Genomic DNA, 17,097 nt, shown 5'->3' with positions numbered 1-17,097 from the left:
GACGCGATTTTGGGGCAAACTCCCGGTTTTTCCGTACTTGGCCAAGGCATGCCCATGACTCCCGCGTCGTCAGTCGATGAAAAGAGCTTTCGTACCCTCCTGAGCCGAAACGTGGCATTACCCCTGGGTGTGGGTGTGCTCAGCGCCGTGTTTTTTGTGTGCCTGATCACTTATTTGCTGACGGTGATCAAGTGGGTGGAGCACACCGATCGGGTGATCAATAACCTTAACGAGTCCTCCAAGCTCACCGTTGACCTGGAAACCGGCATGCGCGGGTTCCTGATCACCGGTGACGAGCATTTCCTCGACCCGTACGAAGTGGCCAAGCCGCGCATCATTGCCGATCTGCGTAACTTGCAGGAGTTGGTGGCGGATAACCCGCAGCAGGTCGACCGCCTCAAGCGCTTGGAGGCCATGCAGGGTGAGTGGAACAATTACGCCCAGTCGATGATTGATATGCAGCGCCAGAGCGGTGATTACCGCAGCGCTGTGAAGGCTGGCCGAGGCAAGCGCCTGACCGATGAGATCCGCAAGGAATACGACGACGCGGTGGCGATGGAGCAACAGTTCCGTCTTTCCCGCAATGAGGATGTCACACGTACCACGATAATCAGTGTCACCCTGTACCTGGCGTTCGTACTCGGCTTGAGTGGTTTTCTGGCGTATATCGGCAGGAAAAATCTGCTTTCTCTGTCAGAGAGCTACGCCACAACCCTCGCGTCACAACAGAAGATTGCACGCCGCCTCGAACAGCAGGCCTGGCTGCGCAACGGGCAGACTGAACTGGCCGAACAAGTGCTGGGCCAACTGACCTTGAACATGCTCGGGCGCAATATCCTGCAGTTTTTTGCCCAATACATGGGCTCGGCCGTTGCGGCGCTGTATGTGCGCGAGGAACACGGCGGCCTGAAACGGGTGGCCACTTATGGCTTCTCCCGCGAGCAGGAGCAGCTGGAGCAATCAATCTACAGCGACGAAGGTATCGTTGGGCAGGCCGCGCAACTGGAGCGTCTGATCCGCCTGGATGATGTGCCGGTGGATTACTTCAAAGTCAGCTCCGGCCTCGGCGAAGGCCCTACACGCAGCGTGCTGGTGATGCCGACCAGCGATGACGACCGCGTCAACGGCGTGATCGAACTCGGCTTCCTGCGCCCGCTGGATGACCGCGACATTGAATTGCTGGAGCTGATCGCCGGCAACATCGGCACCTCCATCGAGGCCGCGCGTTATCGCCAGCGCCTGCAAGAAGTACTGGCCGAGACCCAGCAGCTCAACGAAGAGCTGCAAGTGCAGCAGGAAGAACTCAAGACCGCCAACGAAGAGCTGGAGGAGCAGTCACGCATCCTCAAGGAATCCCAGGCCCACCTGGAGACCCAACAGGCAGAGCTGGAACAGACCAACGAACAATTGGCCGAGCAGACCCAGACCCTGGCCGACCAGCGCGACGCGATGGACCGCAAGAACATCGAACTCAATCAGGCCCAGGTGGAACTGGAAGATCGCGCCGAAGAGTTGCAGCGTTCCAGCAAGTACAAGTCCGAATTCCTCGCCAACATGTCCCACGAACTGCGCACGCCGCTCAACAGCTCGTTGATCCTGGCCAAGTTGCTGGCGGAAAACCCCCAGGACAACCTCAGTGCCGAACAGGTCAAGTTTGCCGAGTCGATCTATTCGGCCGGCAATGACCTGCTTAACCTGATCAACGACATCCTGGATATTTCCAAGGTCGAAGCCGGCAAGCTGGAAGTGCGCCCGGAAAACTCCAGCGTGGCGCGTCTGGTCGACGGTCTGCGCGGGATGTTCGAACCCCTGGCTGCGGACCGCAAACTGGGCTTCCAGGTGGAGGTCCAGGCCGACGCGCCGGCGATGCTGTTTACCGACCGCCAGCGCCTGGAGCAGATCCTCAAGAACCTGCTGTCCAACGCGATCAAGTTCACCGAACAGGGTCAGGTCAGCCTGTCGGTGTCCCGCGCATCGGAGGAGGGCATTGCCTTTACCGTGCGCGATTCCGGGATCGGTATTGCGCCGGACCAGCAGGAAAGCATCTTCGAAGCCTTCCGCCAGGCCGACGGCACCACCAACCGCCGTTACGGCGGCACCGGCCTGGGCCTGTCGATTTCCCGCGACCTGGCAACCTTGCTCGGTGGCTACATCAGCGTGACCAGCGAACCGGGCAAGGGCAGCGTGTTCACCCTGATATTGCCGGAGCAGTACCTGGAGCGTGCCGACGACGCGCCGCCGATCGAGCAACCGCGCCACGCCGTGGTAGTGCCTGCCCCGACACCGATCAAGGTGTCGCCGCTACCGGTCGCCGAGGCTGACTTGATCCCGCGCTTTGCCGATGACCGCGACAAGGCACCGTTCACCACCCGCTGCATCCTGGTGGTGGAAGACGAGCCCAACTTCGCCCGGATCCTGTTCGACCTGGCCCACGAACTGGGCTACCACTGCCTGGTTGCCCACGGGGCAGATGAAGGCTACAGCCTGGCCGAGGAGTACATCCCCGACGCGATCCTGCTGGACATGCGCCTGCCGGACCATTCCGGGCTGACCGTGCTGCAACGCCTCAAGGAGCACGCGAGTACCCGTCATATCCCAGTGCATGTGATCTCCGTGGAAGACCGCGTCGAAGCCGCCATGCACATGGGCGCCATCGGCTATGCGGTAAAACCCACCACCCGCGAAGAGCTCAAGGACGTGTTTGCACGTCTGGAGGCCAAGCTGACCCAGAAGGTCAAGCGCGTCCTCCTGGTGGAAGACGACGACCTGCAACGCGACAGCATTGCCCGCCTGATCGGCGACGATGACATCGAGATCACCGATGTCGGCTTTGCCCAGGCCGCGTTGGACCTGCTGCGCACCAACGTCTACGACTGCATGATCATCGACCTCAAGCTGCCGGACATGCTCGGCAATGAGCTGCTCAAGCGCATGGCCACCGAGGACATCTGCTCGTTCCCGCCGGTAATCGTCTACACCGGGCGTAACCTCACCCGCGATGAAGAGGCCGAGCTGCGCAAGTACTCGCGCTCGATCATCATCAAGGGCGCACGCTCGCCGGAGCGCCTGCTGGACGAAGTCACACTCTTTCTGCACAAAGTCGAATCCCAGCTGTCCCATGACCGTCAGAAGATGCTCAAGACCGCCCGCAGCCGCGACAAGGTGTTCGAGGGGCGCAAAATCCTATTGGTGGACGACGATGTGCGCAACATTTTCGCCCTCACCAGTGCGCTTGAGCACAAAGGCGCTGTGGTGGTGATCGGGCGTAACGGCCGCGAAGCCATCGACAAACTCAATGAAGTCGACGATATCGACCTGGTGCTGATGGACGTGATGATGCCGGAGATGGACGGATACGAGGCCACCGCCTTGATCCGCCAGGACCCGCGCTGGAAGAAGCTGCCGATCATCGCGGTGACGGCCAAGGCCATGAAGGACGACCAGGAGCGTTGCCTCGCGGCGGGCTCCAACGATTACCTGGCCAAGCCGATCGATCTGGACCGTCTGTTCTCACTGATTCGCGTATGGCTACCGAAGATGGAACGCATTTAAGTGGAGCACGTTTTTTTGGACAAGAGCAGCGACATCGAGCTGCGCCTGCTGATTGAGGCGATCTACCTCAAGTACAGCTATGACTTTCGCGACTACTCCGGTGCGTCGGTCAAACGCCGCGTGGCGCACGCACTGCGCCAGTTCGACTGCGCAACCATCTCGGCCTTGCAGGAGCGTGTGCTGCACGATCCGGCGGCGTTCATGCAACTGCTGCAGTTCCTGACGATTCCGGTGAGCGAGATGTTTCGCGACCCGTCGCACTTTCTGGCCATCCGCCAGGAAGTGGTGCCGCTGCTCAAGACGTATCCGTCGATCAAGATCTGGATCGCCGGTTGCAGCACGGGGGAGGAGGTCTACTCCATGGCGATCCTGCTGCGCGAAGAGGGCCTGCTGGAACGCACGATCATCTACGCCACGGACATCAACCCGGCCTCGCTCGATAAAGCCAAGCAAGGCATCTTCTCCCTGGAGAACGTGCGCGCCTACACCGCCAATTATCAGCAGGCCGGTGGGCAACGTTCATTTGCCGACTACTACACGGCGGCTTACGATTACGCCATCTTCGACAAGACGCTACGCGAGAACGTGACCTTTGCCGATCACAGCTTGGCGACCGATAGTGTATTCTCAGAAACTCAATTAATTTCGTGCCGTAACGTACTGATTTATTTCAATAAAAAGTTGCAAGACAGGGCGTTTGGATTGTTTCACGAGTCGCTGTGCCATCGCGGCTTTCTGGTGCTGGGCAGCAAGGAAACCCTGGATTTTTCGGCCTACAGCAAGCAATTCGAACCCTTGGTCAGGCAGGAACGGATCTACCGCAAATCATGAACGAAGCGCCAGCCAGCCCGATTCGCGGGATTGAAGCCATTGTCGTCGGCGCGTCTGCCGGCGGTGTGGAGGCATTGCTGAGTATTTTTGGCGAGCTGCCTGAGGGCTTTGGCTTGCCCATCATTGCGGTGCTGCACCTGCCGGATGAGCGTCGCAGCCAGTTGGCCGAAGTGTTTGCCCGACGCCTGCGTATCCCGGTGCATGAGGCGCGTGACAAAGAGCAGATCAAGGCAGGCGCTCTCTATTTCGCTGGCCCTGGTTATCACCTCTCGGTGGAGCTTGATTACAGCCTGTCCCTGAGCCAGGAGGACCGCGTGCATCATTCCCGACCCGCCATCGATTACCTGTTCGCGTCGGCCGCCGATGCCTACGGCAAAAATCTGCTGGCGATTCTGCTGACCGGCGCCAACCAGGACGGCGCGCGTGGTCTGGCCCACGTCAAGCGCTCCGGTGGCATCACCGTCGTGCAAGACCCGGCCGAGGCGCGCATCTCCGTAATGCCCCGTGCGGCGCTGGCCCTGCATACCCCCGACCATATTCTTACGCTGAGCCAAATCGGCTCGTTACTGGCTTCGCTGGAATCTTCCCCATGTTAAGTACTGTCCAGGCCAAACTGCTGATCGTTGACGATCTGCCGGAGAACCTGCTGGCCCTCGAAGCGCTGATCAAGCGTGAGGATCGCCAGGTCTTCAAGGCATTGAGCGCCGATGAAGCCTTGTCCCTGTTGCTGGAGCACGAATTCGCCATGGCGATTCTCGACGTGCAGATGCCCGGCATGAACGGTTTCGAACTGGCCGAGCTGATGCGCGGCACCGAAAAAACCAAGAACATCCCGATTGTGTTCGTCAGCGCTGCTGGCCGCGAACTCAACTACGCCTTCAAGGGCTACGAAAGCGGCGCCGTGGATTTCCTGCACAAACCGTTGGATATCCACGCGGTGAAGAGCAAGGTCAATGTGTTTGTCGACCTCTATCGCCAGAGCAAGGCCATGAAGCAACAGGTCGAAGCCCTGGAGCGCAGCCGCCGCGAGCAGGAGTTGCTGCTGAACCGCCTGCAGGCCACCCAAGCCGAGCTGGAGCAGGCCGTGCGCATGCGTGACGACTTCATGTCAATCGTCGCTCACGAAGTGCGTACGCCCCTCAACGGGCTGATCCTGGAAACCCAACTGCGCAAGATGCACCTGGCCCGGGACAACGCCGCCGCCTTCACCCTGGACAAGATGCACGCGATGGTCGACCGCGATGAGCGACAGATCAAAAGCCTGATTCGCTTGATCGAAGACATGCTCGACGTGTCGCGTATCCGTACCGGCAAGTTATCGATACGCCCGGCGCGGTTTGACCTCGCACAACTGGTCAGCAACCTGGTGGAAAACTTTGCGCCGCAAGTGGCGGCCGCCGATTCGTCGATGCAATTGGTTGCAGACGAGCCCGTCGAAGGCAGCTGGGACGAGTTCCGCATCGAACAGGTGGTCACCAACCTGCTGACCAACGCCCTGCGCTACGGGGCCAAGAGCCCGGTTGAAGTGCGGGTGTACAGTGAGCACGGCGAAGCGCGGGTCGAGGTGCGCGATCACGGCATCGGCATCAGCGAAGAGAACCAGAAGCGTATTTTCCAGCAATTCGAGCGCGTGTCCGCCAGCCAGGTGGCAGCAGGCCTGGGCCTTGGGCTGTTTATTTCCGAACAGATCGTTGCGGCCCATGGCGGCACCATCGAGGTCGAAAGCCAGATAGGCGAGGGCGCGCTGTTTCGGGTGTGCCTGCCCCTCGATACGTCGGCGTGAAATCAATCGTCACTTCGACGCAACCTTCTGCGTGACCCTATGGTCGTACATGCAGCAACTGACCGGACAAAGGCTTCCCATGAGTGAAGATGCACAAGATGTCGTACTGATTGTCGAAGACGACGAATCCATTATGTTTGTGCTGGGCGAATACCTGGCAGGCCTCGGTTATCGGGTGTTGAAGGCGATCAACGGCAAGGAAGCGTTTGAGATTCTGGCGACCAAACCGCACCTGGACCTGATGGTCACCGACTATCGGCTGCCGGGTGGAATATCCGGTGTGCAGATTGCGGAACCTGCGATCCAGTTGCGGCCGGAATTGAAGGTCATCTTTATCAGCGGTTACCCTCAGGAAATCCTCGATTGCAACAGCCCGATCACGCGCAATGCACCGATCCTGGCCAAGCCGTTTGATCTGGATACGCTGCAGGAACATATCCAACGCCTGCTGGCCTGAAACGAAAGGGCCGGCGCAGAGATATCTCTGGCCGGCAAGACCAGCTTCAGTCGATCAAATCAAATACCTCACGCTTCTCGTCTGCAGTAAATTGCTTCACCGGATGGTTGCCCTCAATCAGCTTGAATGTCCCGTCAGGGTGCACATCAATGCCACTGGCAGTAGTGATGGAGATCGAGTCCGGATGCCGGGTCGCAAGGTCCCGCAGCAACGTTTGGCCCTCGTGCTCCTGACTGAGTACCGATGAGAGCCCATAGGCGCTTCTGGTGTTGTCGCCGCCAACGAGGATGAGTTTGGCGCCGCCGTCCCCAAACGCAGTTTGTGCGTCTTTCAATGCGTTGGCTTGCAGATCGTTCAGCGCGCTGCCGCGCAGGTGCATCAGGGTCCGTTTCTGGTAGATGCCTTCCTTGAGATCCGAAAGGATCACGATCGCCGAACAGTCACTGATACCGCGGGTGTTGAGCAGCGTACTGGTGTCTCGAACCGTTGCCGAATCGAACTCGGGGACGAACATGGATTCGGGTTTGCTGGCTGTCGGTGCCGCGACGGGGGCCGCAGGCTGAACGTTAGGGCGCGGCTTGGGTGTGGGAAATAGAGAGTCTGCGTACAAGTCGGTCACCGACTGCTTGTTGACGCTTGCTTTGGTAGCCCATGAAGGGTCTTGCACCGACACCTTGAATTCGAGTTTGTTCGGGTTGGTGCTATGGGTGGCGTATTGAACCGGCAGTTTTTTATCGGTGAATATTTTGGTCAAACCACGCTTCATCGTATCGGCATCTGGGAAGGGCACCAGACCGTAGTTGGCATCAAACAGAAAAAATTCTTTCTTGGCGCCAGTGACCCGTACGCCGGCCGTAATTGCGTGATCGGGTGTGCTTAGCATCAGGAATTTGGTTTTGGTCGCGTCGGTCAACTCTGGAACAATATCCAAATAAGAGATTGTTCGAGGATTAGCCGTTCCGTGAAACAAGGTCTGACTCGTGACTTGCTTTTGGGTATCGTTCAATGCATCCGCAAATTTGCGTGATGCCGGCGTCGCCGGATTGGCAGCTGCCTCGAACAGGTTGCCGATCAGCTTCATTTCCTTGCCATCCTTGATGGCTTCAGCCATGGCATGTGAAAGCGCTGCGCACTGGCCTTGGCTAAGGGGACTGACCTGGCTGAGGTACACCACCTGCGGACAGGGAATCAGCGTCGCGCCGACGGAACTGACGTTTTCGGAAAACCGGCTGGCGCTGTTCAAGCCATGTTGGACAGCCAGCCGTTCGCTCTGTCGAGCAAGTGTGCCCAGCTCTTGTGGCGTCAGCGTGGTTTTGTTGATAGCCAGCGATATGACCTGATCGGACATCATTTTCGACGAATAGCCCGCAATATCGGAAGGGCTGCCGGTGTTGTACCCGTTTTCAAAAGCCGCCTTGTCCGGCCCACTTTTTGTATCCTCAAGCAACTGATGCCATTTTCTCTTGTTGGCTATGGATTCCGCTGACTGCGGAGCAGACAGGGTCTTCCATTTCTCCAACCCTAGGGGATTGGCGCTGACGGCAGGGAGAAAATCGTTCAGAGGCGCTCCATAGGGTTGCCGTGCAATGGAGTCATAGCGATACCATTGCCCGTTTTGCGTAACGGCGGCCGATTCCAAGATTTCCCCACTTGACTTGAAGGTGCCTGACGAGGCCTCACCAAAACGCGCGCTGGCTGATGTAAGGTCATAACTGGCTGCGCCCCCCCTGAGCCGTCTTACGCCTTTGGTCACTTTGTTGATGCCTGTGCCCGCCAGCTTTGCCCCGCCTTTGACCAGGTCGCCAATGCCATCCAAAGGGTTGAGCATGCTCACGGCTGCCCGCCCTACAATTTTAACCAGGGACAGGGCCCTGGCAGCGATTGCTCTCTTTGCAACGTTTGCTGCAACGTTTACTGCAACTTTTGCTGCAACTTTTGCTGCAACGGAGGCGCCTGCGGTTACGAACCCTAGAATATCCAGGGTTAGATCACCAATACCGGATGCAAAGTCGCCCTTTGAAAAACTCACAATTGCTGAGCGCAAAGGGATTAAATTCAGCAGGAACTCACGGTATAGGACATATTCTGGAACTTCGCTCTCGAATGTCGTAGCACCTTTTGAGTAAGCCCTGAGTTTCTCTGAAACACCGGAATACACGTTAGCCGTTACAGCGTTGGCGATGGCGCGAGTGCGTGCGCAATTATAGGTATCATGAGCATTTTGACCGGGAGAAGGGGGGAAGTTAGCTACTTTTGTCGTATATCTAAGATTGCTTGACAGCCTGCAATAACGGGCCACCTCAATAGGGTCTGCGTCGTCGCCTAAAACAACATCTTTTCTTTGGGAATAATGCCCCACTAAAAAATTATTTTCCAGATCGTTTCGCCTCTCTATATAGCCTTTCTGCGGATTTATTTCATAGAACCTCACCTCTGATCCGATTTTACAGCGTGCGACCAACGGTTTGTTGTTGACTGGCTGGAGTCGAGACAAATACCTGCCTCCCGGGTTCAGGTCGTAGATGAGTTCCTCACGGTAAAAGTCAATTTCTCCTCGATCAATAAACTTTAAGTCATCTGCCGGAAGGCGAGAAATAAGGTATTTTACGGCTGTTCTAGTGCCGGCCTTTAAGTTCTCGATGTGCGATTCTATTTTATTTGAATATTCTGTCGAAATGTCAGCAAAACCAGCAGACTTGGAGAAAATGTCCGTGAACTTCAGGGCGCGCGCACTTGAGTACCATTCGTTCGTATCGGTTTGTTGCACCATCCCCCCGTGCCTCACAACGCGCGTCACAGAGGGTGCGTTGAACAATCGCTTTGAAATATGTAAATCCAATAGCGAGTACGGCCCCGGAAAATCTTTATGGGGGTTGACAAGCTTTATGAATTTGGTATTGATGAAATCATAAAAATCAGCCTTATCTCCATGCTCCTTGCGATATTGCTCCGTGCTTGCCCCGGGAATTCCAAGCTTGCCCATAAGTTCCTCAAAATAGGGCCGATTCTCGCTAAAACCAAGCGCCTCAAAGAGCTGCTCTGCTCCGACGTCCTTGCGCATAGGCAGGGGGGATTGTGTTGCCTCCAGCGCCTGAAGGAGCTCCTTCATTTGTTTCTGAAACGCCTCCAGCACCAACGTCCTTTGACCCGCGCTGTAATCATCTGAAGGGCTTAACGTGATGAGGCTATTGGCAACCCCCCAGTCCATGAGTGCCTTAAACTTAGTCGTCTGCTCTATCTGTCGTTGCTCAGCGGTAAGGGGGACAACATCGCCCCGATGCAAGATATCCGCGTAGCTCATCATAGAAGTGGCGCCAGGCGTTTCAGCCTCTATGCGCCCCACGGCAGTGCTTAACGTCAGCCACGCCTGTGAGCCGTACGTTACGCTATCGGGAATGTCCTTGATCAAAAACTCCGGCGCCCGCTTTGACAGAAGCAGGTACGCAGCGACCGGGGCCATTTCGCGCGTGACTCTCGAATGGCCGGTGCCACTGGTTGCCCCGAGCAAATGGTCCGCAAGTCGTTTAACGATAGCCGAGGCCGTAAGGCCCGAGTTGCCTGGTTGGGCTAGCTCAAACCCCGACACTGACGTTCTTGAGGGTACAAGTTTTACTTCAAAGGCTGCATGGATAGCAGCCAACAGGTAATCGTTGGCACTGGTAGGCGTCGATGCTCCCCAACAGGTTATCTGTAACCCTTCGCCCAGTTCTTTCGCTTTAGAGGAACCGAGTATCTGCCCAATGATGAATCGTGGATTACGCAATTGACTGGGCTCCCAGCGTTGATTGCCGCTCAAATAACCCAACAGCCCACCGGGCCCTGGCTTTACGCGGCCTAGCACAACGATGTAGGGATCGCGCGCTGTATGCCTGTCTAGAGGCGTCGGCCAGCTCAAGGCACCGCCAAAATCGCCGTGCGAGGGTGAACTTGGCTTAGGAGTCGACAGCGCGATCAACAGGTCTTCCAGCTCTTCAGCAGTGCTGGGTAATTGCCAGTTCTGATCGCTGATGTAGTGTTTAAGGCTCACAGTCCTCGCTGAGCTCGTTGATTCGACCTGACCATGCTCCGATGCTGAATGTCTGCTGAAAGTTGTCGTTTCCAGAAAGTCGCCCAGTGCTTGCGAGCCGTCTTTCGGGAATGTGTTCAAGAGCCGAGTCACTTCCTGTTTATTATTCAGGTCGGCGAGTTGATTCAGGTTTAACTTAAGTTCGGCGTCAGAACGTGAGCCACTTTGACTGAAGCCGCTGAAGGCAGTGCCGTCCTCCAAGTTGGCCGCCTGCGTCCGAACTCTGTCTTTAAGGGTGTTGGTCTCGTCCTGTTGAGGCACCGTGATGCCATAAAATTTCGCGATATCGCTCAAAGACGCGGATTTTGGATTGTAGGTGGTTTCGGACGTGGGACTTAAGGCTTCAGCGACCTTCAGGAGAAGCGGGAAGGCTTGAAAGTTGGCAAAAGGGAAGTGAACCGCCTTCCCTGAGACCATGGCGACAATGCATTTATCTTCTGGAGAAATGGTTATCTTGTTCGAGAGGTCGACTTTGTTTTTTGCGGCCCACTGGATGACATCAGGAGTATTTAATATTTTTCCTATTAAAGAACGCCACTTGCCGAATGCTGAATGTTCCGGGATATCGCGAATCACCTCGTTAAAGGGTTCAATGCCGGACTCACTATTTGCGTAGCGCAATAAAACTGTACGATAAAGCTGGGCCAGCCGTTTGTCAGCCTCTTCAGTGCTGTTAGTGCTCACCCAATTTAAGACATGGGTCGAGCCGTCACCGTCCGTGCTCGCCATTACATTGCGTCTGGAAATGGTTTCACCCGTATGCTTCGGGCGCGGTGTGGGCAAGGACGTGCTTTGAATAATCGGCAGGGTTGTCATGAAAGCTCTCTACGAATGTAAGTGAGTCGTCTGATTAGATAGACGGCAACTTGTTCTGTGGCGAGAGATGTAGTTAAGGTCCCTATACGTATGTTTGAATTGTTACAAAGCATTAGAAGAGCCACTAACAAGTTACCCTGCATAACTTGCTCCCCCCCCCATTATGTTGGGAGGGGTTATGCTCGAATCATCTCCCTGACCTTCGCCGTCAATAGATCGAACGTGAACGGCTTGGTGATCAACTGCATGCCAGGGTCCAGGAACCCGCCGCGTACCGCCGCATGTTCAGCATACCCCGTGATGAACAACACCTTGAGATCCGGTCGAAGCTGCCGGCCGATTTCGGCCATCTGCCGGCCATTCATACCCGGCAGGCCGACGTCACTGATCAGAAGATCGATGCGTTGGTCCGACTCAATGATCGGTAATGCCGTATTGGCATCCCCGGCCTCAACAAAGCCATAACCCAACTCCTTGAGTACTGCGCAGACCAGCACGCGTACGGCGGGGTCGTCTTCGACGATCAGCACGGTCTCCCCCGAATTGGCCAATGGCAGCAGCGCAGGGTTGAGCGGGGCCGCCAGCACGGTCTCACCCAGAAAACGCGGCAGGAACAAGCTGACGGTCGTCCCCAGGCCCACTTCGCTGTGCAGGGTCACGTGGCCGCGGGACTGACGGGCGAACCCGTAGATCATCGACAAACCAAGGCCCGTGCCCTGGCCGATCGGCTTGGTGGTAAAGAACGGGTCGAACACACGGCCAATCACGCTTTCGGGAATGCCGCAGCCGTTGTCGCTGATGCTCAACTCAACGTAGTCGCCTGGGGGCAGGGTGCCAAAGGCGGCGGTAAACACGCTGTCCAGGTGTCGGTTGGTGGTTTCCACCACCAATTTGCCGCCATTGGGCATGGCATCGCGGGCGTTGAGTACCAGGTTGAGCAGGGCGCTTTCCAGTTGATTGGGGTCGGCTTCGGCCGTCCACAGCTGGTCCGTGAGGTGCATCTCAAGGGTGATGCTTTCATTGATGCTGCGTTGCAGCAGTTCGCCCATTGAGCTCACCAGCTCGTTGATATTGACCGGCTTGGAATCCAGCGACTGGCGGCGGGAAAACGCCAGCAACCGGTGGGTCAACCCGGCTGCGCGGTTGGCCGAGGTGACGCCCAGGTCGATCAGGCTGTCGAGGTCGTCCAATTTGCCACGGGACACGCGCCTTCGCAGCAGCTCCAGGCTGCCGATGATCCCGGTGAGCATATTGTTGAAGTCATGGGCGATGCCGCCGGTCAATTGGCCGACGGCTTCCATTTTCTGTGATTGGCGCAGGGCCTCTTCGTTGTGACGCAGTTGGGCCGTGCGCTCCTCGACTTGCTGTTCGAGGGTTTCCAGGGTGCGTTGCAGGCGCAGCTCGCTTTTGCTCAAGTCGATCAGGCGGTCACGCGCCTCATACTGCCGGCGACGGCCGCGCAGGGCAGTGCTGACCAGGCTGATCAGCGTCACGGGGTGGAAGGGCCGCTCCAGGAAGGTGACGTTGCCGAGCAAGCCGCTGAACTGGGAGGAGCCATTCTGCTCGCTGCTGCCATGGTGGGTCATCAGCACGATGGGCATGTCCGACCAGGCCGGCTGCTGGTGCAAGTACTCCAGCAGGGGCTCAAGGTCGACACCGCGCAATGCTTCAGCGGCGATGATCAGCAGGCCTGCACCCTGTTCCAGCGCGTCGCACAGCATTGGCAGGTGGGTCGCGACGATGCCGGTGTAACCGGCCTCGTTGAGCATCATCAGCGCCAGCGAGCTATCGCGTCCTACGGGCGCCAGGATAATCGCGCGCTCGGAGACGCCAGGTAGAGTGGGCACTATCCCTCATCCTTGAGCAGAGGGGAGCCGGCACCCATGTAGGTCGGGATGCCGCGCAGTACGCCCTGGAAGTTGTCCAGAGGCTCGCCAACGGTAAGGCCACGGCTGCCGATGCGGTATTCACGAATGGTCGATTCGTGGGCGCCGGTACGCTTCTTGATGATCGAAATTGCGCGGCGGACTTTGCCCAGGGCTTCGAAGTAACGCAGCAGAATCACCGTGTCGGCCAGGTAGGTGATGTCGACCGGCGCTTGCATATCGCCGACCAGCCCGTGTTGGGCGACGGTCATGAAGGTGGCCGCGCCTCTACGGTTGAGGTACAGCAGCAGTTCGTGCATGTGCAGGATCAGCGCGTTTTCCTCCGGCATTGCTGCCTGGTACCCGTTGATGCTGTCGATCACCACGGTCTTGATGCCCGCTTCGTCGACGGCGCGGCGCACCCGGTGAGAGAACTCGCCGGGGGACAGCTCGGCAGCGTCCACTTGTTCGATCATCAGGTTGCCGGTGGCCTGCAGCGCTTCGAGGTCGATGCCCATGTTTTTCATGCGCTCGAACAGCAGCCCCAGCTCTTCGTCGAATATAAACAGCGCAGCCTTCTCACCCCGTGACACGGCGGCGGCGGCGAAGATCATCGAGATCAGCGATTTGCCGGTACCGGCTGGGCCGAGGATCAGGCTGCTGGAGCCGGTTTCGATGCCACCACCCAACAATGAGTCCATCTCGCTGATGCCACTGGTGAGCGTCTGGCGGTTGTAGCCACCGCGGTGTTCGGCCGCCACCAGGCGAGGGAACACGTGCACGCCGTCCTGCATGATGGTGAAGTCGTGGAACCCGCCGCGATACTTCTGACCACGGTATTTCACTACCCGCACGCGGCGGCGTTCGGCGCCGTAGTTTGGCGTCAATTCTTCCAGGCGGATCACGCCGTGGGCCACGCTGTGCACGGTTTTATCCAGGGATTCGGTGGTCAGGTCGTCCAGCAGCAATACGGTGGCGTCGTAACGTACGAAGTAGTGCTTGATCGCGAGGATCTGCCGGCGATAACGCAAAGAGCTCTGCGCCAGCAGGCGGATCTCGGAGAGGCTGTCGACGACCACACGGGTGGGCTTGACCCGTTCCACCACCTCGAAAATCTGCCGAGTGGCTTCGCCCAGTTCAAGGTCAGAGGAATACAGCAGGCTCTGCTGGTGCTCTGCATTGAGCAGGCTTTCCGGTGGGGTCAGCTCGAAGATATGGATGTTGTCGTCCAAGTCCCAGCCGTGGGACTTGGCGCCCTGGCGCAGTTCGTGCTCCGTCTCCGACAAGGTGATGTACAAGGATCGCTCGCCGTTTTTCGCCCCGGCCTGGAGGAAATGCAGCGCCACGGTAGTTTTACCAGTGCCGGGTTCGCCTTCCAGCAGGAACAAGTGGCTGCGCGATAGACCTCCGGAAAGAATGTCATCAAGACCTTCGATGCCGATAGCCGCCTTTTCACTGAACAGCTCTTTGGATGTAGACAAGAAGTGCCCTCGGGTCACGTACAAGTAGAAGGGCATGTCCGTTGCGACACGCCATGTTTACTTGACCGTGGCACTTTGCAACCGTTCCACATTTGCTTCAATTTGTAAGCGCAGGACGGCTCTACAGACCTTGTTGCAACGCTGGATCGTCCGGGTTTTGTTGCTCAAGCTGAGCCAACAGCACCTGGACATTCTGCAACTGCCCGCTCTCTTTCCAGTAGTTGACCAGCAACACTCGCGCCTTGCGATTGGAAGGGTGACGCTGGACGATTTCCTCCAATTGGCGTTGCGCTGCTTCCAGTTCCTGCTGGTCGTGCAGGGTGGTGGCCAGATCGTAGCGGTAATCCTGATTGTCCGGCTCCAGTTCCACTGCCTTGGACAGGCCGAGCAGCGCATAAGGCCGCTCGCCGTGGTGCAGCAGCCACATGCCGAGGGCGTGTTGCAGGTAGGCGGATTCGGGGTGCGCCGCCAACTGTCGGGCCAGTAATTGGCGGGATTCGTCAGTCTTGCCTTGTTTATCCAGCAGCTCGATCTGCGCAACCACTGCTTGCAGGTTGTCCGGCTGCAAACGCATCGCCTGCTCCAGGGCATGTTGCGCCTCAGGCAGCAGGGCGCTGTGGATGTACAGGCGTGCCAGCTGAATCCAGCCCTCGGCGGTTTCGGGCTGGGTCTTGAGGTGCTTTACGAATTCATCCAGTACCTGTTGCAACGGCCCGAAGTACAGGCCAAGGGTGTCCGGCGACAGGCCGAGCAAGGCATTGGCGGCGGCAAAGCGCACGCTCTGTTCGGGGTCATCCAGTGCCGGGCCGAGCAACAGGGTGCGCTGGCCTGTGGGAACCAGGCCGACAATGCTGTGGATCGCCGCTTCGCGGACCACGGGCGAGTCATTGCCCAGGTCCTTATCCGCCAGCTTCAGGGCCTGGGGGCTCGGGTAGTTGTGCAGTTCGGCATGCAGCGCAGCGCGGCGCTCATCAGTCAGGTCCGGGCGGCCCAATTGCTGATACAGCACGCGGGCGGCGCCCGGTTCGCCGTTACGCGCCTGCTTCAGGGCCTTGGAATAACCATGGGCAATGGCAGGCGCCACCGCCATTGGGGCGGAGCGCGAGAAATACCAAGTGATCAGCACAATGAACAACAGGGCGCACAGGCCGACGATGGCGTAACGGCGTGACTTTGACATGCAGGCGTCCGAAAGCTTGAGCAGCTATTACAAAGGCCGTCAGCTTCGGTCAGACCAGGGCAGGTGTCAAACCGGCTTCAGGTCAGTTGGGTGGCGCAGGCCATCAAGTTAGAAGCTGGCGGGGAGGGCGTCCAATCGCTTGGGCCAACGGGCTGAATGGTGCGGTCTATGATCAATGCACTCTTGGCCAAACCAGTCAGCCATGTTGAAGGCTTTGACCATTGCCGCTGTGCAGCGCGCAAGGGATTATCTGGCCAATACGCTCGTTACCCGGTCCATCGTTCAAGGAAACAATGATGCAGATTGAAAACAAGGTTTTTCTGGTCAGCGGCGGCGCCTCAGGCCTTGGCGCGGCCACCGCTGAGATGCTCGTCGCCGCTGGCGCCAAGGTGATGCTGGTGGACCTGAACGCCGAGGCTGTGGCGGCCAAGGCCCTGCAGTTGGGTGATAACGCTCGCAGCAGCGTGGCCGATATCAGCCAGGAAGCGGCTGCCGAAGCTGCCGTGCAGGCCACCGTCGCGGCGTTTGGCGGTTTGCACGGGCTGGTTAACTGCGCCGGTGTGGTGCGCGGCGAAAAAATCCTCGGCAAGAACGGCCCTCACGGTCTGGCGAGCTTCGCCCAGGTGATCAACGTCAACCTGATCGGCAGCTTCAACCTGTTGCGCCTGGCCGCCGCCGCCATTGCCGAGAGCGAAGCGAATGCCGACGGTGAACGCGGCGTCATCATCAACACCGCTTCGGTCGCTGCGTTTGACGGGCAAATCGGTCAAGCCGCGTATGCGGCGTCCAAGGGCGCAATCGCCAGCCTCACACTGCCCGCCGCACGTGAGTTGGCGCGTTTCGGCATTCGCGTAATGACCATCGCCCCCGGCATCTTCGAAACCCCGATGATGGCCGGCATGCCCCCCGAAGTACGCGACTCCCTCGCCGCCGGCGTGCCATTCCCGCCACGCCTGGGCAAGCCTGCCGAATACGCCGCACTGGTGCGGCACATCATTGAAAACAGCATGCTCAATGGCGAGGTGATCCGCCTCGACGGTGCCTTGCGCATGGCTGCCAAGTAAGG

10 protein-coding genes are annotated in these 17,097 nt (G+C 58.2%); 6 read left to right on the top strand and 4 right to left on the bottom strand.

From position 1 onward, the window contains the following. Positions 1-54 precede the first annotated feature (54 nt). The 5 genes from AB3G88_RS13175 (at position 55) to AB3G88_RS13155 (ending at position 6,623) form a co-directional block, all read left to right on the top strand. Positions 55-3,552, top strand: a complete 3,498-nt coding sequence (locus tag AB3G88_RS13175) for a response regulator (protein ID WP_158878253.1) — start codon at positions 55-57, stop codon at positions 3,550-3,552. Continuing rightward, entirely contained in the window at positions 3,553-4,383 is an 831-nt protein-coding gene (locus AB3G88_RS13170; protein WP_480454292.1) for a CheR family methyltransferase, read from the top strand. Beyond that, complete coding sequence (locus AB3G88_RS13165) at positions 4,380-4,979, top strand: chemotaxis protein CheB (protein ID WP_099583007.1); 600 nt, start codon at positions 4,380-4,382, stop codon at positions 4,977-4,979. Before AB3G88_RS13170 ends, AB3G88_RS13165 begins: the two co-directional genes overlap by 4 nt. Continuing rightward, positions 4,973-6,166: a hybrid sensor histidine kinase/response regulator gene (locus tag AB3G88_RS13160; protein WP_099583006.1), complete on the top strand. Its 1,194-nt coding sequence runs from the start codon at positions 4,973-4,975 to the stop codon at positions 6,164-6,166. The genes AB3G88_RS13165 and AB3G88_RS13160 overlap by 7 nt, the downstream gene beginning before the upstream one ends. A gap of 79 nt (positions 6,167-6,245) precedes the next feature. Continuing rightward, on the top strand, positions 6,246-6,623 hold the full coding sequence (locus AB3G88_RS13155) for a response regulator (RefSeq protein WP_112195288.1): 378 nt from the start codon (positions 6,246-6,248) through the stop codon (positions 6,621-6,623). A 46-nt stretch (positions 6,624-6,669) separates the two neighbouring features. Here the strand turns inward: AB3G88_RS13155 and AB3G88_RS13150 are convergent, their stop codons facing one another. The 4 genes from AB3G88_RS13150 to AB3G88_RS13135 form a co-directional block, all read right to left on the bottom strand. Then, positions 6,670-11,505, bottom strand: coding sequence for an Mcf1 protease effector domain-containing protein (locus AB3G88_RS13150; RefSeq protein WP_480454290.1), 4,836 nt, complete (start codon positions 11,503-11,505; stop codon positions 6,670-6,672). A 176-nt stretch (positions 11,506-11,681) separates the two neighbouring features. Then, a complete protein-coding gene (locus tag AB3G88_RS13145; RefSeq protein WP_112195284.1) occupies positions 11,682-13,352 on the bottom strand; it encodes an ATP-binding protein in 1,671 nt (556 codons plus the stop codon). Continuing rightward, entirely contained in the window at positions 13,352-14,851 is a 1,500-nt protein-coding gene (locus AB3G88_RS13140) for an ATPase domain-containing protein (RefSeq protein WP_112196953.1), read from the bottom strand. The genes AB3G88_RS13145 and AB3G88_RS13140 overlap by 1 nt, the downstream gene beginning before the upstream one ends. Before the next feature lie 121 nt (positions 14,852-14,972). Continuing rightward, positions 14,973-16,031, bottom strand: coding sequence for a tetratricopeptide repeat protein (locus AB3G88_RS13135; RefSeq protein WP_480454289.1), 1,059 nt, complete (start codon positions 16,029-16,031; stop codon positions 14,973-14,975). A gap of 296 nt (positions 16,032-16,327) precedes the next feature. On the opposite strand from AB3G88_RS13135, the gene AB3G88_RS13130 reads away from it, so the two are divergent. Continuing rightward, positions 16,328-17,095: an SDR family NAD(P)-dependent oxidoreductase gene (locus AB3G88_RS13130; RefSeq protein WP_480454287.1), complete on the top strand. Its 768-nt coding sequence runs from the start codon at positions 16,328-16,330 to the stop codon at positions 17,093-17,095. The last annotated feature ends 2 nt before the right edge of the window (positions 17,096-17,097 follow it).

This window comes from Pseudomonas arvensis (genome assembly GCF_056688935.1).
The sequence above is the reverse complement of the archived record's forward strand: the minus strand, read 5'-3'. Positions and strand labels throughout refer to the sequence as shown.

Bases quoted from the DNA above. Each gene is read 5' to 3' on its own strand.
- AB3G88_RS13160 (WP_099583006.1), top strand. From the start codon at position 4,973: ATGTTAAGTACTGTCCAGGCCAAACTGCTGATCGTTGACGATCTGCCG.
- AB3G88_RS13175 (WP_158878253.1), top strand. From the start codon at position 55: ATGACTCCCGCGTCGTCAGTCGATGAAAAGAGCTTTCGTACCCTCCTG.
- AB3G88_RS13135 (WP_480454289.1), bottom strand. From the start codon at position 16,031: ATGTCAAAGTCACGCCGTTACGCCATCGTCGGCCTGTGCGCCCTGTTG.
- AB3G88_RS13155 (WP_112195288.1), top strand. From the start codon at position 6,246: ATGAGTGAAGATGCACAAGATGTCGTACTGATTGTCGAAGACGACGAA.
- AB3G88_RS13150 (WP_480454290.1), bottom strand. From the start codon at position 11,505: ATGACAACCCTGCCGATTATTCAAAGCACGTCCTTGCCCACACCGCGC.
- AB3G88_RS13165 (WP_099583007.1), top strand. From the start codon at position 4,380: ATGAACGAAGCGCCAGCCAGCCCGATTCGCGGGATTGAAGCCATTGTC.
- AB3G88_RS13130 (WP_480454287.1), top strand. From the start codon at position 16,328: ATGCAGATTGAAAACAAGGTTTTTCTGGTCAGCGGCGGCGCCTCAGGC.